Source organism: Micromonospora sp. NBRC 110037 (assembly GCF_001652995.1).
Classification (GTDB): domain Bacteria; phylum Actinomycetota; class Actinomycetes; order Mycobacteriales; family Micromonosporaceae; genus Micromonospora; species Micromonospora chalcea.
Genome location: NZ_BBVA01000003.1, coordinates 580,578 through 600,724, shown reverse-complemented (window position 1 = coordinate 600,724; position 20,147 = coordinate 580,578). Strand labels below are relative to the sequence as shown.

Annotated in this window: 20 protein-coding genes, 2 tRNA genes, 1 other RNA gene and 3 pseudogenes; 11 read left to right on the top strand and 15 right to left on the bottom strand. The window is 69.0% G+C overall.

The window, feature by feature from the left end; genetic code table 11:
* Positions 1-64 precede the first annotated feature (64 nt).
* Positions 65-151 (top strand) — tRNA-Ser (locus tag A4R25_RS12805).
* A 74-nt stretch (positions 152-225) separates the two neighbouring features.
* Here A4R25_RS12805 and A4R25_RS31790 read toward each other — a convergent pair.
* A pseudogene (locus A4R25_RS31790) lies at positions 226-761 on the bottom strand (tyrosine-type recombinase/integrase); the annotation flags it as partial.
* Here A4R25_RS31790 and A4R25_RS12795 point away from each other — a divergent pair.
* Positions 757-1,224 (top strand): annotated as a pseudogene (locus A4R25_RS12795) (GntR family transcriptional regulator); the annotation flags it as partial. The pseudogenes A4R25_RS31790 and A4R25_RS12795 sit on opposite strands and share 5 nt — an antisense overlap.
* Positions 1,221-1,902, top strand: a pseudogene (locus tag A4R25_RS12790) (HAD family hydrolase). The pseudogenes A4R25_RS12795 and A4R25_RS12790, both read left to right, overlap by 4 nt.
* A 942-nt stretch (positions 1,903-2,844) precedes the next feature.
* On the opposite strand, the gene A4R25_RS31100 reads toward A4R25_RS12790, so the two are convergent.
* From A4R25_RS31100 to A4R25_RS12770, 6 genes are all read right to left on the bottom strand, one after another.
* The gene (locus tag A4R25_RS31100) at positions 2,845-3,822 is read right to left on the bottom strand and encodes a hypothetical protein (protein WP_157539045.1); all 978 of its coding nucleotides are present in this window, start codon (positions 3,820-3,822) and stop codon (positions 2,845-2,847) included.
* Positions 3,823-4,208: 386 nt separating this feature from the next.
* Positions 4,209-4,376, bottom strand: a complete 168-nt coding sequence (locus tag A4R25_RS31095) for a hypothetical protein (protein WP_157539043.1) — start codon at positions 4,374-4,376, stop codon at positions 4,209-4,211.
* Complete coding sequence (locus tag A4R25_RS12785; RefSeq protein WP_064446829.1) at positions 4,366-4,896, bottom strand: RNA polymerase sigma factor; 531 nt, start codon at positions 4,894-4,896, stop codon at positions 4,366-4,368. The genes A4R25_RS31095 and A4R25_RS12785 overlap by 11 nt, the downstream gene beginning before the upstream one ends.
* Positions 4,897-5,137: 241 nt before the next feature.
* Entirely contained in the window at positions 5,138-5,374 is a 237-nt protein-coding gene (locus A4R25_RS12780; protein ID WP_064446828.1) for a hypothetical protein, read from the bottom strand.
* Between the two features lie 353 nt (positions 5,375-5,727).
* Positions 5,728-6,312: a SigE family RNA polymerase sigma factor gene (locus A4R25_RS12775; RefSeq protein ID WP_231915505.1), complete on the bottom strand. Its 585-nt coding sequence runs from the start codon at positions 6,310-6,312 to the stop codon at positions 5,728-5,730.
* On the bottom strand, positions 6,309-6,920 hold the full coding sequence (locus A4R25_RS12770) for a permease-like cell division protein FtsX (protein ID WP_064446827.1): 612 nt from the start codon (positions 6,918-6,920) through the stop codon (positions 6,309-6,311). Before A4R25_RS12770 ends, A4R25_RS12775 begins: the two co-directional genes overlap by 4 nt.
* A gap of 320 nt (positions 6,921-7,240) precedes the next feature.
* Here A4R25_RS12770 and A4R25_RS12765 point away from each other — a divergent pair, with 320 nt between their 5' ends.
* Positions 7,241-8,224 carry a hypothetical protein gene (locus A4R25_RS12765; protein WP_064446826.1) on the top strand — a complete coding sequence of 328 codons (984 nt, stop codon included), beginning with the start codon at positions 7,241-7,243 and terminating at the stop codon, positions 8,222-8,224.
* Between the two features lie 42 nt (positions 8,225-8,266).
* On the opposite strand, the gene A4R25_RS31090 is transcribed toward A4R25_RS12765, so the two are convergent.
* The 5 genes from A4R25_RS31090 to A4R25_RS12740 form a co-directional block, all read right to left on the bottom strand.
* Positions 8,267-8,803, bottom strand: coding sequence for a DUF4362 domain-containing protein (locus tag A4R25_RS31090; protein WP_157539041.1), 537 nt, complete (start codon positions 8,801-8,803; stop codon positions 8,267-8,269).
* A complete protein-coding gene (locus A4R25_RS12755) occupies positions 8,784-9,302 on the bottom strand; it encodes an RNA polymerase sigma factor (RefSeq protein WP_370446803.1) in 519 nt (172 codons plus the stop codon). The genes A4R25_RS31090 and A4R25_RS12755 overlap by 20 nt, the downstream gene beginning before the upstream one ends.
* Positions 9,303-9,379: 77 nt before the next feature.
* Positions 9,380-9,901, bottom strand: a complete 522-nt coding sequence (locus A4R25_RS12750; protein WP_064446824.1) for a hypothetical protein — start codon at positions 9,899-9,901, stop codon at positions 9,380-9,382.
* A complete protein-coding gene (locus A4R25_RS12745) occupies positions 9,898-10,512 on the bottom strand; it encodes a hypothetical protein (protein ID WP_064446823.1) in 615 nt (204 codons plus the stop codon). The genes A4R25_RS12750 and A4R25_RS12745 overlap by 4 nt, the downstream gene beginning before the upstream one ends.
* A gap of 51 nt (positions 10,513-10,563) precedes the next feature.
* Positions 10,564-11,076 carry an NUDIX hydrolase gene (locus A4R25_RS12740; RefSeq protein WP_064446822.1) on the bottom strand — a complete coding sequence of 171 codons (513 nt, stop codon included), beginning with the start codon at positions 11,074-11,076 and terminating at the stop codon, positions 10,564-10,566.
* Between the two features lie 153 nt (positions 11,077-11,229).
* On the opposite strand from A4R25_RS12740, the gene A4R25_RS12735 reads away from it, so the two are divergent.
* Together A4R25_RS12735 and A4R25_RS12730 are read left to right on the top strand one after the other, a co-directional pair.
* Positions 11,230-11,562, top strand: a complete 333-nt coding sequence (locus A4R25_RS12735; protein WP_064446821.1) for a YciI family protein — start codon at positions 11,230-11,232, stop codon at positions 11,560-11,562.
* Positions 11,559-12,779: an RNA polymerase sigma factor gene (locus A4R25_RS12730; protein ID WP_064446820.1), complete on the top strand. Its 1,221-nt coding sequence runs from the start codon at positions 11,559-11,561 to the stop codon at positions 12,777-12,779. The genes A4R25_RS12735 and A4R25_RS12730 overlap by 4 nt, the downstream gene beginning before the upstream one ends.
* Positions 12,780-12,844: 65 nt before the next feature.
* Here the strand turns inward: A4R25_RS12730 and A4R25_RS12725 are convergent, their stop codons facing one another.
* From A4R25_RS12725 to A4R25_RS12715, 3 genes are all read right to left on the bottom strand, one after another.
* The gene (locus A4R25_RS12725) at positions 12,845-13,150 is read right to left on the bottom strand and encodes a helix-turn-helix domain-containing protein (protein ID WP_064446819.1); all 306 of its coding nucleotides are present in this window, start codon (positions 13,148-13,150) and stop codon (positions 12,845-12,847) included.
* Positions 13,150-13,539 (bottom strand): type II toxin-antitoxin system RelE/ParE family toxin, encoded by a 390-nt coding sequence (locus tag A4R25_RS12720; RefSeq protein ID WP_030502119.1) that lies wholly within the window; start codon positions 13,537-13,539, stop codon positions 13,150-13,152. Before A4R25_RS12720 ends, A4R25_RS12725 begins: the two co-directional genes overlap by 1 nt.
* 313 nt (positions 13,540-13,852) lie before the next feature.
* Positions 13,853-13,937, bottom strand: a tRNA-Ser gene (locus A4R25_RS12715).
* Positions 13,938-14,018: 81 nt separating this feature from the next.
* Here A4R25_RS12715 and ffs point away from each other — a divergent pair.
* The 5 genes from ffs (at position 14,019) to A4R25_RS12690 (ending at position 20,074) form a co-directional block, all read left to right on the top strand.
* Positions 14,019-14,108: signal recognition particle sRNA small type (ffs, locus tag A4R25_RS12710), an RNA gene on the top strand.
* Between the two features lie 107 nt (positions 14,109-14,215).
* Positions 14,216-17,071 carry a DNA polymerase III subunit gamma and tau gene (locus tag A4R25_RS12705; protein WP_064446818.1) on the top strand — a complete coding sequence of 952 codons (2,856 nt, stop codon included), beginning with the start codon at positions 14,216-14,218 and terminating at the stop codon, positions 17,069-17,071.
* Between the two features lie 108 nt (positions 17,072-17,179).
* Positions 17,180-17,488, top strand: coding sequence for a YbaB/EbfC family nucleoid-associated protein (locus A4R25_RS12700; RefSeq protein WP_064446817.1), 309 nt, complete (start codon positions 17,180-17,182; stop codon positions 17,486-17,488).
* 8 nt (positions 17,489-17,496) lie between these two features.
* A complete protein-coding gene (recR, locus tag A4R25_RS12695; RefSeq protein ID WP_013289050.1) occupies positions 17,497-18,090 on the top strand; it encodes a recombination mediator RecR in 594 nt (197 codons plus the stop codon).
* Between the two features lie 322 nt (positions 18,091-18,412).
* Positions 18,413-20,074: an ABC transporter substrate-binding protein gene (locus A4R25_RS12690; protein WP_064446816.1), complete on the top strand. Its 1,662-nt coding sequence runs from the start codon at positions 18,413-18,415 to the stop codon at positions 20,072-20,074.
* Positions 20,075-20,147: the final 73 nt, after the last annotated feature.

The following is a 20,147-nucleotide window of genomic DNA, read 5'->3' as shown; positions in this document are numbered from 1 at the left end:
TGCCAGGCCGGGCCGAGGGATACCGGTTCGGCGTCCAAGCCGGCGGTCCTGTACCCTCGTCGGCGGTGGCGTGTCCGAGTGGCCTAAGGAGCACGCCTCGAAAGCGTGTGAGGGTTTACGCCCTCCGCGGGTTCAAATCCCGCCGCCACCGCTCGTGAACAGCGAGAACGCCCGGTCGATCTGTAGGGATCGGTCGGGCGTTCCGCTTCTGGTCTCAGTTGCTGCTCAAGAGGTCGATTTCGGGTCCTCTGTCGGGGTGTCCCACAGCAGCCCTCCGACGCGCTGGGTGATGTCGCGACGCACCTGAGCGGCGAGGTGTTGGTACCGGCCGTCATCGCCGAGTTGGACCAGCCCATGATGCCCATCACCGCCCGCTCGGCCACGCCGAGGATCAGCAGCACCGTGGCGGGCGGTGTGCCGGGCGTCGTGCAGCCGGTCGTCCCGCAGTCCGGCGAGCTTGGGCAGTCGCTTCCATTCGTCGTAGTCGGTGCGTGGGTTGACCGGTCCGCCGGTCGGTGTGGCGAAAAGCCAGTCACCTTCCTCCCACAGTTGGGCGGCGGTGCGCGCTCCTGGTCCTGCTCGTCGCGGTGCTTACGGAGCAGCGCCACCAGCTCGTCAGGGAGGCCGATGTTGCGCCGACCGGCCCGAGACTTGGTGTCGGCGGTATCGGCCCGCACCTGACGGCGGTCAGGGTAGTGCCCGCCGTGCTTTCGGCCGCACGGTGAGCGGCACCCGTGCTCCCACCGCGGCCGCTGCCGGCTCGCGCCGGAGACGATCGCGGTGCGGGGCCTGATCTCCGACATGACGATGGCGCTACCGTCGCGGGCTGAGACGCAGGCCGATGACCCGGCGGTACGCGAGCGTGCGGAACGCATCACCCGGCGGGCGGCAGACGGCATCATCGATCAGGTCGCCGAGCTGGGCGACCTCGGCCTCATTCGGACGGCCACTGCTGAGGTGCGAATGCACCGAGCGTCCCCGCTCTTCAAGCTCTACATCCTGAACGGCGAAGAGGTCTTCTATGGCTTCTACCCGGTTGTTGAGCGCACCGTCTCGGTCAAGGGTGAGCCCATGGCGATCTACGACCTGACGGGCAAGGACGTGCCGCTGTTCCACTACGCCTTGACGGACGACGACACCTCCCGCGGCACGCAATTCGTGGAAGCGTCCCGAAAATGGTTCGACTCCGTGTGGTCAACCATCGCCTACCGGTACGACGGATGAGCGCCGACCTCGGGCGGTTGCTCGGTGAGGTCGGCGCGGTGTTGCTCGACTTCGACGGCCCGGTGTGCAGCGTTTTCGCTGGCTACCCGGCGCCACACGTTGCAGCCGAGCTGGCCGAGGTACTGCGGCAGCGCCGCGTCGACGTGCCGCCGGACTTGGCAAGCGAACGGACCCACTTGAGGTGTTGCGCCGCGCCGGGGTGCGCGGTGACCAGGGCGTGACGCGGGCGGTCGAAGATGCGCTTTGCGCGGCGGAACTCCGAGCAGCACAAACCGCCGCACGGCCGAGAGGTGATCGTGGCCGCTCGGCAAGCGGGGCTACCCGCCGCGGTCGTTAGCAACAACTCAGCTTCTGCTGTAGTCGCTTACCTGGCTGCGCACCGGCTCGCCCAACACCTTTCGCCAGTAATCGGTCGAGCCTATGCTGAGCCCGCCCGCGTGAAGCCCAACCCGGAGCCGATTCTCCAGGCGGTGCAACGCCTGGGCGAGTCGCCCGGCCGCTGCATTCTCATCGGTGACTCGCTGTCAGACATCGAAGGCACGAGCCGCAGGTGTACGGGTGATTGGTTGCGCTAATCGCCCATCGAAGGTCGCGGTGTTCGAGACAGTTGGGGCAGATGCAGTGATTACCAGGATGGGGAGCCTGGCAGCGGCACTCATCGAGCAGTTTCGTTCATAAGATGCGGGTGCGGCGGGTAAGCCGTCTGATCTAGTTTTCGGCAGGGTTGACCGCTGAAGGTGACGCCATCAGAGGTGCTGGTGACGGGGATTGTGAGAGGGTTCGCAAGGGCGTGGGTGTCACCCTGGCCGGGCTCGGGCTGGTGCGAATTGTTTCTGCCGGAAGCCACGGCCGAGCCGAGGTGAGCTGAACACCGAAGGTTGGTAGAAAGGCTGCCAATAAAGCAGTGGAAGTGTTCACGACACTAGATGCTGCATCTCGCTAATCGAAATCTGAGGTTGCCGGCCGCAGGGGAGAGGCTGATGCGTCGACGCCCGCAGATTCTCCCTGATCCTGCGCTCGGTCCTGAAGCTGCTCCCGCATTTGCCTCGCCCTAGCCTTATCCGAACGAAGGTACTGACCGTTCTCAAAAACCCTCAGGTACGCCGAGTACATCCGGCGAATTGCCATGATGAACAAGACTAGGACGTAGCTGCCAAGCGCTAAAACGACACAGGTCGCGATGCGGTCCAACTTGGCATCTGGATTGGGCCTAATGCCCGAGGCGACTACCAGCACGGCAGCCTCTAGTGCTGACGCTAGAGCCCCCGCCATCAGGTGAGCTGCCGTTTCACGGAAATGCCTCCTCGTCGTCGCATCGAACGGCCGTCGACCTTCGATACGGTCACGAAAGGCGGCAAGTTGCGTAAATGCGCCGAACAAAATTCCCGCGATCAAGGCACTTGCCCCTGAAATGGCGCTCGGGTCCGTGAGACGCCAGTCCTTGAGGTACGAGAGAATACCCACGCCTATGGGCACGAGTACTACGATCGACCGCGCGGCCCAGTCCGGGGAAGAGTTTGGTAGCTGCATCGATCGGAAATGATCGCGAATTAGCGGGCGAAGGTCGAATCGGTCCAGGATACTCTCTCGCATGCGTACCTCCCAGTGGCCTTCTAGAGCCTACTCCTGGGGTACGACATTTGCGCCCAATGTTAGGTTCGGGAGCAGCAATTCGGCCGTGTCAAGCACTTGCCGATAGAAGTTGTCATCCGATACCGGCGATGCACCTAGGTCGTAAATCCACTCCGTTATGTCCTGCGCTGGTCGAAGGCTTTTGCTCCTCTGATTAGCACCCTCGACCCGCAGAACGCTGTCTTCAAATTCTACCGGTATCCTTCTCCCGATAGCGATAGCCGCCAGCTCGTTGGCGAGCTGACCGAGGTCAGATGCCTCGCTGTCCTGGTTTCGACGGCGCTGCCACCAGTCCAAGGCCCTCTGCTGCAATCTTGTCTGCAGCGACGAGCCCCCAGAGATTCCGACTTTTAGTGTGATGTCGTCCACTACGGGGTCGTCATCGCTTGCCCGCGAGTAACGGACAACTTCGAGTTCCTTGACGATTCCGTTACGGATAAAATCCGCCACGGCGGCTTGATCGGCGATGCCCTCTTCAACCTTGAGTCGGTAGTGCCCTTCTCCGATCACCTCGAAGCCTTTGATAACCCGCCTGTACGGGCAGGTGCGCCCCCGCACCTCGACTGCAAGCAAAGCGACGAAACCAGAAGCTGGCGTAACTAGCACGCTGCGATAAGGGTTAGTGACTGCAAGATTGGTGATGTCTTGATCACCGTTAACCCCGTCAGGGTCAATTAGGGTGCCATCCTCGCCGTAAGTTCCGTACAGGAACTTAAATTTCAAATTGTTGGACACCCTGTCGACCTGGGTATAACGGATCACGTTGCCGCTCGGCGGAGCCTGACTGCCGTCCTCAGTGATTCTGGGCGGATCTGCCAACTTGACGTTCTCGCTGAGGCGCGAAGTAAGGTCCGGCTTCAGCACGTCAAGAAAGTGAGATTCTCTCAGGTTGCCGAAGTCAAGATCGGCGTGGCGGCTGCCAGCACGCAGCTTGACAGTGAAGAGCCTGTAGCCGTAGCGGGGCACAACCAACTCCGATCAAGGCGAGCAGCATCGAAGCCGCGAGGGCATCTACCTTGGGTCTTCGATACGTTACCCGTGGGAGTCAAGAAGGGACTACGCCTATGGCGGCCAGCCGGGCCAGCAGGAAACGGGGCAGCGAGCGGGCCAGGGTTCCGTCTCAACCGCCGTCTCGTTCGGGGGTCGTCGTCGTATCCGTCGTTGCCACCATGGTGTCGATCCGCACCCACGGCTAGCATCAGCCACGCCTTCGACCGACCGTCAGAGACCGCCACCCTTGCCACCCCTCCCTGTCGCTCAGAGAGCAATCTAGCGGGATGGTGCGACGGAGGCAGGCCCGCCAATTGTCTGTAGGGCCCCGCGCAAGCGGGGCCCTACAAGCTGTGGTGCAGTTACCGACTGCGCTTGGTTGCCGGCACGAACTCCGGGTCGACGCCGGCTTGGCGCAACAGCTCCCGCAGGCGCTGTTTGACGTCGACCGTGGCGTCCAGGGACTTCAGTATGGAAGCGGACGCGCGTTCCAGAAGCTGGTCGAGCTCGTGCTCCTTGTCATGGTCCATGGCTCACCTCCCTCCGGGTCGACTCGGGGTCCATCATGCGGACGAGCTTCTGACGGGCATGCCGCACATTCGAGCGCACCGTGCCGCGCGGCTGCCCGGTGATCTCGGAAATCTCGGAGGAGCCGTAGCCGTCGTGGTGCAGCGCGAACACCACCCGCTGGGCTTCCGGCAACGCGCGCATCATGCGCCAGTACTTCGGCAGGTCCTCGTTGGCATCGAACGCGTCCACCATGGCGTCCTGCGCGACCCGGCTCGCCGCGCAAGTCTCCCGCTCGGCAACCTGCCGGCTACGGAGCAGGATGCGGTAAGCGGCCTTGCGAACGAACGCCTTGGGTGACTGGATGGTCGCCCAGCTCATGAACGCAGCGAGCATCGCCTCCTGAGCGACGTCCTCGGCCTCGTGCTTCGACGCGCCCCAGCGAATCAGCAGCCCGACCAAGGGCTTGTAGTCGCCCTCGTAGTAGGCGGGGAAGTCGGCCAACTGCTCCTGGGCGAGCTGGATCTCGGTCTGTGACGGCATGTCTCGCTCCTCTGTTCTCTCCGGGCAATCCAGAGAGTTCGTGGTTCCGCTGTCCTCATATAGCCCACCTTCGATCTATAGGGAGACCGGGCCATCCGGTCTCGGCGCCCAGATAGGCGCTCATCGGTCGTCGTGCGCGACGACGGCCAATGTCCAACTATCTGGTCTTCGGCAGTTGAGTGCCGCGCGACGGCTCAGCGTGCAACGGCTCGGCCAGAAAAACCTGCAGCTGCTCCGGAGGTCACCGGATCCGGCGCACCACCAGCGCCATGACCATGACGACCGCCAGCACGGCGGCAACCGAGGTGACGGCCAGCGAGTTCGACACCGCGTAGGCGGACGGCACTCCGACCAGCGCCGCGTTCATCACCACCAGGAGCTTGCCGGTATCGTCGCGCCCCTCGCGCTGCGACTCGGCCGGCTCGCCCGCCGTCTCCCTGTTGACGAGATCCGTGGAGCCGTTCACCGTCTCGGGCACCTGATTCTCCTACCTGCCACCCGCTCGGGAGGCTCGTAAGTGAAGTGCCAGGTGAGGTGATGACGTGCAACCTCCAAGCGTCCGATCACTAATCGTGGCTCAGCAGCCGCGGGGATGGGCGGTCTCAGCTGCGGTCTCAATTCCCTGCCGTACACGGGCGTTCACGACAGTCCGGCGGGCGGCCGAACTGCTGGTCATGGGCGCTGTCGAGCCGGTCCGGACGCATGATCGCAGACCTCGAAACGTGTGAGGGTTTACGCTCTCCGCGGGTTCAAATCCCGCCGCCACCGCTCGTGAACAGCGAGAACGCCCGGTCGATCCTCACGGATCGACCGGGCGTTCCGCGTGCCGGGTCAACTCCCGGTGAAGTCCTCGCCGAGCAGCGCGCGGATCCGGCTCAACGCCCGGGCGTCCCGCATCTTCACGGCCGATACGGAGATGCGCAGGATCTGGGCGACGGTGGCGACGCTCTGGTCCTCCCAGTGCCGCAGCACCACGATCGCCTGATCCCGGATCGGCAGCGTCGCCAGGGCGGTCATCAACGCGACGTGCAGGTCCGTCGTCGCCGCCGGTTCCGGCCGCTCGGGGAGATCGGCGCAGACCACCTCGGTGCCGCTGCGCCGGCTCCGCTGGTCGAAGACGGCGTTCATGAGCACCCGGCGGCTGTACGCGTCGAGGTTCGCGGCATGCCGGATGCGGGCCCATGAGGCGTACATCCGGGTGAACGTGATCTGGGTCAGGTCCTGGGCGAGGTGCCAGTCCCGGCACATGAGGTAGGCGGTGCGTCTCAACCGGGGCGCGGTCGCCGCGACGAACGCGCTGAAGTCCTCGTCCCGGTTGCTGCGCTCACGGCGACGGGCGGCGCTCCAGCGGGCCAGCGGTCCGGCCGGGCGTTCGGCGGTCGGCGTAGCGCGTACGTCGATCTGCCCGCTGGTCACTCACCCTCCCCGGACTCCGAGGGCGTCGGGCACGGACCGCCCAGGACCTGATCGACGCCGTCCCGGTCGTGAAAGTTCGCCACGACTTCTGAGTAGTCCTTCGCCCTCGCCAGTGCGACCTGGAACGACTCAGGCATCTGCTCCGGTTTGACCGCGTGGACCAGATCCGGGCTGTTCCGGTACATCTCCTTGAATCTGGCATACGCCTCGTCCCGGCTCTGGAACGTTACGCTCCGCACGAGCGGATCCGACCGGAGCGCGTCGTGTAGGTCGAGCCGCTGCTGATCAGTGATGTCATGCCGCAGGAAGACGCGGACGTCGACCGGCTCGTCACCCCACTGTCGCTCACAGGTGGCGTCGGCGGAGGGCATCAGCGCGCCGGCCGCCACCACCGGCGGCACCGGTTCCCTCGATGTCGGCGTCAGGTTCAGGGCGACCAGGACGGCGGCGATCGTGACGAGACAGGCCGCCGTGCCTCCCGTGACCAGCCGGCGCCTGCGTCGCAGCGCGGCGCCCCCGGCCATGGCCTCCCGGGCCAGTTCCCCGGTCGGGGGTACGGGTTCCACCTCGAGTGCCCGCTCGAAGAGCACATGCAGTTTCTGGTCCACAACTCGCTCCTGGTGTCCGACGGCGTCCTCTCTTAGGGACCGGTCGAGTCGCCGTATCGGTCACACCGGAGTTCCGGCGGGTCGGGTCAGCAGGGGCCGTAGCCCTCGTCGAAGTGGCGGTGGGCCCAGTCCGCGTACCCGGCGAACATGGGCCCGGCAGGTTGGTGAGCGCCTGGCTGCTGCGGCGAGCGCCCGGACAGCTCTAGGTATCCGGGCTCGTGTATCTGCGGTGTCCTGCGGGTTAGTGTCAGCGTCCGCTCAAGGGAGGAATCGCTGTGGTTTTCACGCCTGAACAACCGTTGGCACCCGCCGGACCGGTCATGTCCCGTTCCGGTGGCTCCTTCCGGCCCCACCTGATCTGGGAGGCGGTGCTGCTGGCGCTGACCGTCGTCGCCGCGGTGGTGTGGTACTCCCAGGACGGGTCGCGGCTGTCGCCGCTGGTGTTCAACATCGCCTCCGCCGGCCTGTTGGCGACCGCCTTCGCGCTGTCGCTGCGCACCGCCACGCCCAACCTCGCGGTCGTCGCAGTCGGGGCACTCGCCGGCCTGACGTACGCGGAGGTGCTCGACGCCGGCGCCCCGGTCCTCGTCGCGGCGGTCGCCGCGATCGCCGCCGCGGCGTTCTTCGGTCTCGGGATGGGCCTGATCGCCGGGCTGCTGCAGGCGCCCGGGTGGGCGGTGTCGCTGGGCGGGCTTGCCCTGACGCAGGGCATTCTGCTCGCCACCACCGGCAGCGGCGGTCCGCGGCGGCTCGCGAGCGAAGGTTGGATCCGGTCCGACGGTGCCGGGGCCGGGTGGCTGGTGCTGTTTCTCCTGCTGTCGATCGGCGGCGCGGTGGTGTGGTCGATCCCGGCGGTGCGGCGGGCGCTGAGCGGCAACCGGGTCGTCGCCGGGGAGCCGCCGTCGCCGTTCGGTGCACGGCTGCTGGGCGCGGTCATCGGCCTGGGCGGTTCCAGCCTGATCGCGGGCGCGGCCGGAGTCCTGCTGGCCGGCCGGATCGGCGCAGCAACCGCATCGGCCGACATCGGCCAGCTGACGTTGGTGGCCGGCGCCGTCCTGCTCGGCGGCGTGAGCGTGGCCGGCGGGCGGGGCGGCTTCGCGGGCACCGTGCTGGGGGTCACCCTGCTGTGCCTGGTGCAGATGATCATCCTCGTCGCGGACGGCCCCCGGTGGCTGCCGACTGTCGTCTTCGCGCTGGCGATCCTCGCCGGCCTGGGCGTCAGCCGGGCGCTGGAGGCCCTGCGCCCGGCACTGCCCGCGAGCGTGCCGGGCGCCGGCCCGGCCGAGCCGACACGGAAGTACTGACCGCTGTCAGCTCGGCCGGGCGTTCCCGCTGCCGGGGCCTGGTCAGCGCGGTACCGGCGACGAGCACTGCCGGAACATGATCCTCCCGCTTGTGACCTCGGGACCGGTGCACCTCTCCAGCACGAGACCCTGCCCGCCGCCGAATCTGTCCTGGCGGAAGTCGGTGGTCACCTCCACCGTGCCGTCCTCGCCGACGACGTAGAGGGTCGGGATCGGGTCGCCTTCCGTCGTCGGCGAGGTGACGGCGAGGCGGGCGGGGCGATGCGCCTCGACCGCGTCGAGGAAGCAGGTGATCGCGGCTTCCGGTATGCGGTCCATGAGCCCGAGCACGTGATCGCCGCAGTTCACTGTGGCTCCCGTGCCAACAGGGGGCGAGGCGTCCGTACCTCCGTTGTTCGTTGCGGCCACGCCGGCTGACACTGTCGCGACTGTCAGGACCGCGACGAGCGCCACGCCGCCTGCCGTCCGTCGTCGACGTAGGCGCTCGCCGCGCGCGCGGACCCGCTCGGGCGGCGCCAGGTTCAGGGCGGCGGTGTCGTCCTCCAGCGCCGCGATGGCCTCACGGATGCGTGCTGACATCGGAGTCCTTCCGCTCGTCGTCGGCATCGAGCAGCGGGGCGAGCGCCGTCCGCGCACGGGACAGGTAGACCTTGACGGTGCCGGCGGGCATCCCGGTGGTCTCGGCGATCTCGCTGATCGGCAGGTCGGAGAGGTAGTGCAGGACCACCACCCGCCGCTGCGACTCCGGTAGCTGCCGGAGCGCCGCCAGGACCGCGACCCGGTCCGGTGACGGCTCGGGCGCTTCTGTGGACGGGCCGAGTCTCGCCCGTGCCGCGAGCCAGCGTCGGACGCTGCGCCACCGGTTGGCGGCCAGCCGCCACGCGACCGTTCGTACCCAGGCTTCTGGCGAGTCGTAGCCGGACAGCGACGACCAGCGCGCCCAGGCGCGGGCGTATGCCTCCTGCACGACGTCCTGTGCCTCGCCGAGATCGCCGCAGACCGCGTAGACCTGGTGCAGGACCCGGGCCGAGGTCGCCGCGTAGAAGGCGTCGAAGTCGTCGCTCGTGCCCATCCGCATCGTCCCTCTCCCTGGCCGTCACACATATACACACCGCCAGGGGGCCACCGGTTACAGCCAGGTGGTCGAGCCGAATGTCAGCAGGGGCCGTAGCCCTCGTCGAAGAGGCGGCGGGCCCAGTCCGCGTACCCGGCGATGATCTCCCGGACGGTGACGCCGTCGTGCAGGAACAGGTACGCGCGGTCGCCGTCGCGGGCGAGCAGCCCGGCGAAGCGGTGACTGCCGGGCGGCGCCGGCAGGTCGGTGGCGCCGGGGTACGCGGCGCGGACCTCGCCGATCGGCGTGCCGGCGCTGATGGCCTCCGGTGTGCTCATCGGGTCGTCCAGCCAGAGCAGGACGAGCCGGTCGTCGACGAAGATCGGGCTGACCGCCCCGTGTCCGACGAGTGCGGGCCCGCAGGCCTCCTCGTCGGCGCGCAGCACGCCGCGGCGGGTCAGGTCCGCCTCGGTGGCGCCGAACTCCGCGTCGCGCAGGCCCTCCAGGCTGACCACCTGGGCGGCGCCGACGGGCCGGGCCGGCCACTGTGGATGAACGCCGCTGCCCGCCACTGATGCGGCAGCAAGCAGGACGGCAATAAAGCCGAATTGTCGTAATTTCATGCAATCCCCCAGTCACCAACGGGACCGGGGCGATGAGGTTGCTGGTGCTGGCCGGATTGGCGAAGTTCCCACTCTTCGGCCAGCTCGTCCCAGTAGTCGGCGGACAGCCCGCGCCGGCCGTGCGTCAGCCAGCCGTCGGTGTCGCGCTCCAGATGCAGGCCCAATTCCGCGAACGGGTCGATCCACGCGCCCGGCTCCGCGCCCAGCCTGGCCAGCGCCGTGTTGATCGGCCACTCGGTACGCGGCCGGTCCAGCGCGGCGTCGTACCGCGGCCCCCAGCTCACCTCGCCGCCCAGCCACACCACCGCCGACTGGTGGCCCAGCCCGCCCGCGAACTCCGCCTCCAGGTACGCGACCGGGCCGCTGGTCGACCAGCAGGCCAGCACCTCCGCCAGCGGCGGCGAGAGCACCAGCCGGAACGGGCGCTCGGCGCGCGGCTCTTCGGTGGCGAAGTCCGGCAGCCCGCCGGTCAGCTCCTGCACCAGTTGCGGGGTCACCGGCAGCAGCGCGAAGTCCTGACGGAGGGCGGCGAGCACCGCGTGGTCCAGGTCGGCGGTCTGCTCGCGAAGCAGCTCGACGTCGGCGACCACGGCGCTGAGCTGGTAACTCATCCGGTCCTCTCGGCGTCCACAGGCTGTGGATGGAACATGTGTACGACGATCTCAGGTGGCTCCGTTGGTCAGATACCTCGGGCGTCCGTCGCTCAGCGCGGCCACCGCGTGACGCAGCCGATGCCAAACGTACGGGCGAAGCAGCCCCTGCGCATCATCGAGCGCAACGAATCGTGCGTCGGCCAGTTCGCCGTCAGCCGGTTTCAACGGCTCGGCGGGAGGCAGTGCACCGCCGTCGAAGATGAACATCAGGCTGTCGTCCCACGGGCCGTGCGGTGCGACCCAGTCCACCACCAGCAACGGTCCGATGCGCAGTTCGAGACCCAACTCCTCGCGCACCTCCCGCTCGGCGGCCAGGTGCGGCGGCTCGTTCGCCTCCGCCATGCCGCCCGGCAGGTCCCAGTCCGGCTTGTAGCGCGGATCTACCAGCAGGACGTCGCCGTCACCGTTGCGCAGCAGTACGTCGGCTCCCACCCGCTTCCGGGGCTGCCGTGCGTTGCCCTCGGCGAGGTGGGCCTGCCAGGCTGCCGGATCTCGCTCGTACAGGGGACGCTCGTCGGCCATACCGACGATTGTCGGCCGTCCTCACGCCGTCGGCAGCGGCCTCGGCGTTCGCGTACGAGAATCGCCTGGTCGATCTCGGCGGAGGTGGTCGGATCGGGGTGGAGGCGTTCGTAGCCGGGGTGACGGCGGCCGACGATAGTAAAAGAGGAACCGATGGCGCAGTACCTGATCTCCGTACTCGACGACACGACCGGCTCGGCCACCGAGGCGGAGATGGCCGCGATCGGTGAGTTCAACGAGCGGTTGCGCGCCGACGGCCACTGGGTCTTCGCCGGTGGCCTCGCGGCACCGGAGACCGCCACAGTCGTGGACGCGCGGGACGGGAACCCGGTGTTCACCGACGGTCCCTACGTGGAGACGAAGGAGTACGTCGGCGGGTTCTGGATCATCGAGGCGCCCGACTTCGACGTGGCGCTCCCGCTCGCCGCGCTGGCGTCGCAACGGTGCAACAGGCGGGTCGAGCTGCGGCCGTTCCTGACCGCGTGACAGACATCGGCGAGGCGCTCACCCGGGTCCACCGCGAGGAGTGGGCCCGGGTGGTCGCCACGCTCGCCCGGCGCATCGGCGATCTCGACGTGGCCGAGGAGATGACCGCCGAGGCGTTCGCCGCCGCCGTCGAACGCTGGTCGGCCGACGGCGTACCGCCGAACCCCGGCGCGTGGCTCACCACAGTCGCGTACCGCAGGGCCGTCGACCGGATCCGGCGCGAGAGCCGGCGGGAGGACAAGCACCGGGAGGCGCTGATGCTGACCGACGTGCCGGAACCGCTCGGTGTCATCGACGACGACCGGCTCCGCCTGATCTTCACCTGCTGCCATCCGGCGCTGGCCATGGAAGCGCGGGTGGCGCTGACGCTGCGCCTGGTCGGCGGACTCACAGTGCCGGAGATCGCCCGGGCGTACCTGGTTCAGGAAGCCGCCATGAGCCGGCGGATCACCAGGGCCAAGACGAAGATCAAGGCGGCCGGGATCCCGTACCGGGTGCCGTCCCGCGAGGACCTGCCGGCCCGCGTCACCGGCGTGCTCGCCGTTCTCTACCTGGTCTTCAACGAGGGCTACCTCGCCTCCGACCCCGACAAGGAGGCGGTGCGCGCCGACCTGACCGGCGAGGCGATCCGGCTCACCCGGCTGGTCCGTACGCTGCTGCCCGACGACCACGAGGTCACCGGCCTCTTGGCTCTGATGCTGCTGACCGAGGCCCGCCGGCCCGCCCGGGTCTCCGCGACCGGCGAACTCGTCGTCCTCGCCGAGCAGGACCGCAGCGCCTGGGACCGCGACCTCATCGCCGAGGGCCACGCCCTGGTCCGCGCGTGCATCGCCGCCGGACGGCCGCCGGGCCGCTACCAGATCCTCGCCGCGATAAACGCCGTACACACCGACGCCCGCGACGCGCGGAACACCGACTGGTCGCAGGTCGCCGCGCTCTACGACCATTTGGTACGCGTCGACCCGTCGCCGATCGTGCGACTCAACCGGGCGGTGGCGGTCGCCGAACTGGATGGGCCGCAGGTGGCGCTCGCCGAGGTGGACGGGTTGCCGCTGGAGGGATATCACGCATACCACGCCACGCGCGCCGAGCTGCTGCGGCGGATGGGGCGGGGTGGGGAGGCGCGGGAGGCGTACGACCGCGCGATCGAGTTGGCGGGGAACAGCGCGGAGACGGCGTACTTGAAGCGGCGGCGGGACCAGTTGGGCACCGGGTGAGGAGTGCCATGGAACGCCGAAGGGGCGCCGCAAGCGGTGCCCCTTCGTGTCTGTCTCTTGCCCACTCAGCTGAGGGTGACCCGCTCGCCCTCGAAGTCAGCGACGATCTCCACGTTGCCGCCGAGGGCCTTGATGTAACGCACAACAGTGCCGACCTCGGCCTTCGGCAACTCGCCGTTCTCGATCGCCGCGACGCGAGGCTGCGACACCTTCATGCGGTCAGCGACCTGCTGCTGGGTCAGGCCCCTGCGCTCGCGCATCTCGCGCAGGCGCGCGGCGCGGACCTCGCCGCGCATCCGCTCCTTGTGCTGCTCGACGGTGGTCTCGTTCAGGTCGGCGCGGGAGCGAACGTCCCGCCAGCTACGTGCCATCAGCGTTGTCCCTTCAGCTCTCGCAGGTGCTCGGTGAACTTCTGGTCCGCTTCGAGGATGCTGGTCTCGTACCAGCCTTTCCAGTTGCCGGCCTTGTCACCCGCGACCAGGAGGATGGCCTCCCGCTGGGGGTCGAAGGCGAACAGGATCCTGATCTCCGTATCCCCCGCCGAGCCCGGCCGGAGCTCCTTCATGTTCTTGTAGTCGGAGCCCTTCACATGGTCAACGAGGGGCCGCCCGAGGGCCGGGCCTTCCTCGGCGAGCAGGTCAATGGCGGCGGCCACCTGGCCTGCGGAATCCGGGTCATCCTTACTGAGGCGAAGGAACCACTCCTCGACCTCCTCAGTGAGGCTGACTTCCCATCCGCTCGCTTCCCCACTGTAGACCACGTAATACTCCTGCGTTATAACGATTGTGGTGCTGGGAATAAAAATCGGACTCTTGGCATAACAGTGCTAGCACATGCACAGATCCGGCACTACGTAGCGTCAGGAGTACGACAAGACCAGCCTGTGTCTGCGCGCGAGTGACGGGGAGAGCTGATCTCTGCGATTCATGACAGCCGCCAGCGATCTGGCCGAGCGGCCGGCCGCGAGCAACCAGGCGGGCCGGACCATGGCAAGTGAGACGAGGGCGAGCGTAGAGACGACTCAGGGCCGGTCCCGCGGGGGCCGGCCCTGTCGTTTTTCCTGCTCAAGCGAGCGGAGGATACGAGATTCGAACTCGTGAGGGTGTAAACCCAACACGCTTTCCAAGCGTGCGCCCTAGGCCTCTAGGCGAATCCTCCGCGAGCCAGGATACAGGTCCCGCGACGGCGGGCCACCCCACCCTCCCGGAAGATCCACAACCCTTCGGGTAGGCTTGGCGTCACCTCCCGTGCGGCGGTACCTCGTGAACCTCCCCAGGGCCGGAAGGCAGCAAGGATAAGCGAGCTCTGCCGGGTGCACGGGAGGCCTTTCTGTCTCCCGGGCCGGGTAACGTCGCTGCGGGTCGGGTCACGGGGTGGTGGGTGGTCACCCGGGGCCGACCGGCGCAGAATGGCTCGGTCGAGAGGAGGCGGGACGGGTGGCACTGGCCCTTTACCGCAAGTACCGGCCGCGGACGTTCGCCGAGATCATCGGCCAGGATCACGTCACCGAGCCGTTGTCGCAGGCGCTGCGCAGCGGCCGGCTGAACCACGCGTACCTCTTCTCCGGCCCCCGGGGCTGTGGCAAGACCTCCAGCGCCCGGATCCTGGCCCGCTCGCTCAACTGTGAGCAGGGCCCCACGCCCGAGCCGTGCGGGCAGTGCGAGTCCTGCCGTTCGCTCGCGACCGACGGCGCCGGCTCGATCGACGTGATCGAGATCGACGCGGCCAGCCACGGTGGTGTCGACGACGCCCGTGAGCTGCGGGAGAAGGCGTTCTTCGCGCCGGCCCGCAGCCGCTTCAAGATCTACGTCATCGACGAGGCGCACATGGTCTCGTCGGCCGGCTTCAACGCGTTGCTGAAGCTGGTCGAGGAGCCCCCGGAGTACGTCAAGTTCATCTTCGCCACCACCGAACCGGAGAAGGTCCTCGGCACGATCAAGTCGCGGACCCACCACTACCCGTTCCGGCTGATCCCGCCGAAGGTGCTCCGTCCCTACCTTGAGCAGCTCTGCGAGGCCGAGGGCGTCACTGTCGATCCGGCTGTATTCCCGCTGGTGGTCCGCGCCGGTGGCGGCAGCGCCCGGGACAGCCTCTCCGTACTCGACCAGCTCATCGCCGGCGCCGGCCCGGAGGGTGTCGGCTACGCCCGGGCCGCCGCGCTGCTCGGCGTCACCGACTCGGCGCTGATCGACGAGATGTGCGACGCGCTCGCCGCCGGTGACGGCGCCGCCGCGTACGCGACTGTCGACCGGGTCGCCGAGGCCGGCCACGACCCGCGCCGCTTCGCCTCCGACCTGCTGGAACGCCTCCGCGACCTGATCGTGCTCCAGCAGGTGCCGGATGCCGCCGCCAAGGGCCTCATCGACGGCCCGGCCGACCAGATCGAGCGGATGGCCGCCCAGGCGCAGCGCCTCGGCCCGGCCACGCTGTCCCGCTGCGCGGACATCGTGCACAACGGCCTGGTCGAGATGCGCGGCACGACAGCGCCCCGGCTGCTGCTGGAGCTGATCTGCGCCCGGATGCTGCTGCCCGGCGCGGACGACTCGTCCGGCGGCCTGCTCCAGCGCCTGGAGCGGATGGAACGCCGGCTGACGCTGGGCGGCGTCGAGCCGTCGCCGTCCGCGCATCCCACCCAGACCCCTGAGGTACGCCCGGCGGCTCCCGCCCCGGGCGCTGCTGCCGCCGCGGTCCACCCGGACACCGCCGGCACGCCGGCGGCTCCCGGTGCCCCGACCGGTGCCGCCGCCGCACGTGCCGCCGCAGCCGCCGCTGCCGGTTCCCGCAGCGCCGCGCCCGGTTCCCGCCCGGGCTCTGCCGTCGGGGCTACCGGCTCCCGTCCCGCCCCGGCCGGTGCGGCTGCCGACGCCGGCCCGGCCGCTGCCGATTCCGGCTCGTCGACGACCGAGGCGGCAGCGGCTGCCGGAACTCACCCCGGCACGGACGCCGGGTTCTCCGCGTCGGCCTCCGAGCGGTCAACTGCCGGCCCGACGACTTCCGGTCAGGCCGCCGCCCGACGCCCGGTGCCGCCGTCTGCGGTGATGCCCGACCCCGCCACGCCCGAGCCGCCCCGCCCCGGCGCGGCGAATCCGGGGGCGCTCGACGCGGTGGCGGTGCGCCGGGTCTGGCCCGAGGTAGTAGGCAAGGTGAACCGGAGCAACAAGCGGATCGCCGCGCTGATGCGGGACGCGGTGGTGCGCGACCTGGACGGCGACACGCTAGTGCTGACCGTGAAGTCGACGGTGCTGGCGAAGATGATGGCCGACCACGCGGCCGTGCTGACCGACGCGCTCTACGAGGAGTTCGGCGGTCGCTGGCAGATCCGCTGCGAGGTGGCGGGCGAGCGCGGCGCCGCATCGCTCGGCGGCCCGTCCCGCCCGTCCGGCGCGGCACGAGCGCAGACCGACAGCACGCCCGACCGCGCACCGTCCGACAGCGTCCCGGGCCGCCCGGCGTCCGCTCCGACGGCTCCGGCGTCCGACACCTCACCCGGTCGCCCGGCCCCCGGAGTGGCGGCCAATGCTCAGGCGCGCTCCGATTCCGGCAGCTCGGGCGACTTCTCCCACTCGACCACACCCGACGCGAGCCGTCCTGGCTCGACGGACGCCGGACCGGGCCGTCCTGACTCCGGTGCTGCCGGTCGTCCGGCATCCGCCGGTCTCGGCGACGCCCCGGGACAGCCGGTGTCCGGCTCGACCGGTGCCACGGGCAACCGAACCCTCGGCAGTCAGGGCGCGGCCGGGCAGGCCGACGAGGACGACTGGCCGGAGCCGGTGCGGCCCGGTGGCGCGGCGACCGCTGCCGCCTCGGCCGCGAGCGCCGGCGACGCGGAGGACTGGCCGGCGGCGGCACGTCCGGGCGGGGGCACGGCGACCGCTACCGCCCCTGTCGCCGTACCCAAGCCTGCCGCACCCGCGACGGCGCCGGCCGGTGGCGCGAGGCCGGGGGGCGGCGGGCCGAAGAACAGCGCGATCGCGGCGGCGCGTGCCGCAGCCGCGGCGGCTGCTGCCGGCGGCGGTCCCGGCAAGGGGTCGCGCGCGGCGCAGCCGGCGCGGAAGACGGCCGACGCCGAATGGGCGGGCGAGCCGCCCTACGACCCGGACTTCGACGGCCCGGTGCGGGGCGGGGGCGCGCCGGCGGCGGCGCCCGCCTACGAGGGGTTCGATCCGGGCGACGAGCCGCTGGACGACGTGATCGACGAGCGGACCGCCCGGCAGTCGAGCGAGGAGCAGGCGGTGCAGCTGCTGCGCGAGACGTTCGGGGCGGAGAAGATCGACGAGGTGGACGCGCGCTGAGCGCGCGCCGACCGCGATTCAGCGGTGCCGTGGCCCGACTAGGCTGGGCGCGGCCGAGCAGACGAGTGGAAGAAGGAGCGGTCCGTGCGCCCAGGTGGACAGCCGAACATGCAGCAGATGCTGAAGCAGGCGCAGAAGATGCAGCAGCAGATCGCCAAGGCCCAGGCCGAGCTGGCCGAGGCGGAGCTGACCGGCACCGCCGGCGGTGGCCTGGTCACCGCGACCGTCGCCGGTACCGGTGAGTTGAAGGCGATCAAGATCGACCCGAAGGCGGTCGACCCGGAGGACGTCGAGACGCTCGAGGACCTGGTCGTCGCGGCCGTGCACAACGCCGCCGAGGCGGCCCGCGAGCTGACCGAGAAGAAGATGGGCCCGCTCGCGGGCGGCATGGGCGGCCTCGGCCTGCCCGGGTTCTGAGCCGGCAGATGTACGAGGGTGCCATCCAGGATCTGATCGACGAGCTGGGCCGGTTGCCGGGCGTGGGCCCGAAGAGTGCCCAGCGGATCGCGTTCCACGTGCTGTCGGCGGATCCGGCCGACGTCAACCGGCTGGCCGGCGCGCTGCGCAAGGTCAAGGACCTGGTCCGGTTCTGCACGACCTGCTACAACGTGGCCGAGTCGGAGCAGTGCCGGATCTGCCGCGACCCACGGCGCACCGACGAGGTGCTCTGTGTGGTCGAGGAGCCGAAGGACGTGGTGGCGATCGAGCGGACCGGCGAGTTCCGCGGGCGCTACCACGTGCTCGGCGGCGCGATCAATCCGCTGGAGGGCATCGGCCCGGACAACCTGCGGATCCGTGAGCTGATGACCCGCCTCGGCGGCGGCGAGGTCCGCGAGCTGATCCTCGCCACCGACCCGAACACCGAGGGCGAGGCGACCGCCACCTATCTGGCGCTGATGGTCAAGCCGATGGGGATCGCGGTGACCCGGCTCGCGAGTGGACTGCCGGTCGGCGGCGACCTGGAGTACGCCGACGAGATCACGCTGGGCCGGGCCTTCGAGGGCCGACGGGCCGTCTGAATCCAGTCGTGCCGCCTCCGGCGGGTGCCCTGCGGGGTGCCCGCCGGACGTGTCTCCGGGCCGGAACGGGATGCTCGTCGATCTAACAGGAACGTGCGTCCGGGACCGGATCGACGTAATAAATTCGGCCTTCTAGCCGACGAAACCTCGGCGATGGATGGGATTCTCCTTCGATTCGTATGCCTCGTTGCGGAACAGACACGATTCGATACCAACCCGCCCCCCGCCCGTTTCCGCGCCGTCCACCCGAGGGCTAAGGTCTGCGCACATCGGTGACCCTGTCACCACGTTGTCCGTACCCCCAAGGACGAGGTGAAGCACCATGCGTGCATCCAGGCCGAAGGTCGCAATCGCGGCCATCGCGGTCGCGGCCCTCGCGGTTGCAGGCTGCGCCGAGAGCGACCGTGAGAGTGGCTCCGGAGATAGCAAGAAGGACACCCTCGTCTTCGGCGTCGCCGGAGACCCGAAGGTGCTCGACCCCAGCTTCGCCAGCGACGGTGAGTCGCTGCGCGTGGCGCGCCAGGTCTTCGAGACCCTGGTCCGTCCGGAGGAGGGCGGCACCAAGGTGACGCCGGGCCTCGCCGAGTCCTGGACGCCGGATGCGGCGGGCACGACCTGGACGTTCAAGCTCCGCTCGGGCGTCAAGTTCCACGACGGCACCGACTTCAACGCCGAGGCCGTCTGCGTCAACTTCGACCGCTGGTACAACGCCAAGGGCCTCATGCAGAGCCCGGACGTGACCGCGTACTGGCAGGACGTCATGGGCGGGTTCGCCAAGAACGAGAACCCGGACCTGCCGCCGAGCCTCTTCAAGTCCTGCACCGCCAAGGACGCCACCACTGTGGACCTCGCGTTCACCCGGGTCTCCAGCAAGATCCCGGCCGCGCTCATGCTGCCGTCGTTCTCGATCCAGAGCCCCAAGGCGATGGAGCAGTACGACGCCAGCAACGTGACCGGCACCGCCGAGGACATCAAGTACCCGGCGTACGCGATGGAGCACCCGACCGGCACCGGCCCGTTCAAGTTCAAGGCGTGGGACGTCGCGAACAAGTCGCTCACCATCGAGCGCAACGACGACTACTACGGCGACAAGGCCAAGCTGAAGACCATCATCTTCAAGACGATCTCGGACGAGAACGCCCGCAAGCAGGCGCTCCGCTCGGGTGACATCCAGGGTTACGACCTGGTCGGCCCGGCGGACGTGGAGCCGCTGAAGAAGGAGGGCTTCAACGTCCTCACCCGACCCGCCTTCAACGTTCTCTACCTGGCGATCAACCAGAAGGGGAACCCGAAGCTGGCCGACCTGAAGGTCCGGCAGGCCATCGCGCACGCGCTGAACCGGCAGGCCCTGGTCGACTCGAAGCTGCCCCCGGGCGCCAAGGTCGCGATGAACTTCATGCCCGACACCGTCGAGGGCTGGAACGGCGACGTCACCAAGTACGACTACGACCCGGCCAAGGCGAAGGCCCTGCTGGCCGAGGCGGGTGCGTCGAACCTGACGCTGAAGTTCCACTACCCGACCGAGGTCACCCGGCCGTACATGCCGAACCCGAAGGACATCTTCGAGCTGCTCTCGGCGGACCTCAAGGCGGTCGGCATCAACGTCCAGGCCATCCCGCTCAAGTGGAGCCCGGACTACCTCAACGCCACCACCTCCGGCGCCAAGCACGACCTGCACTTCCTCGGCTGGACCGGTGACTACGGCGACGCGTACAACTTCATCGGCACCTTCTTCGACCGCCCGAAGGACGAGTGGGGCTTCAACAACGCCCAGCTCTTCGCGCAGTTCAAGGACGCCGACACCACCGCCGACGCGGCGGCGCGGACGGAGAAGTACAAGGCACTGAACAAGTCGATCATGGACTTCCTGCCGGGTGTGCCGATCTCGCACTCCCCGCCGGCGATCGTGTTCGGCAAGGACGTGACCGGGATCAAGGCGAGCCCGCTCACCGACGAGCGGTACGCGACCGCAGAGTTCAAGTGATCTGAAGGCACCGTACGCGGGCGGGCGCTGTGACCACAGCGCCCGCCCGCACCCCTCCGCACACCCTCCGAGG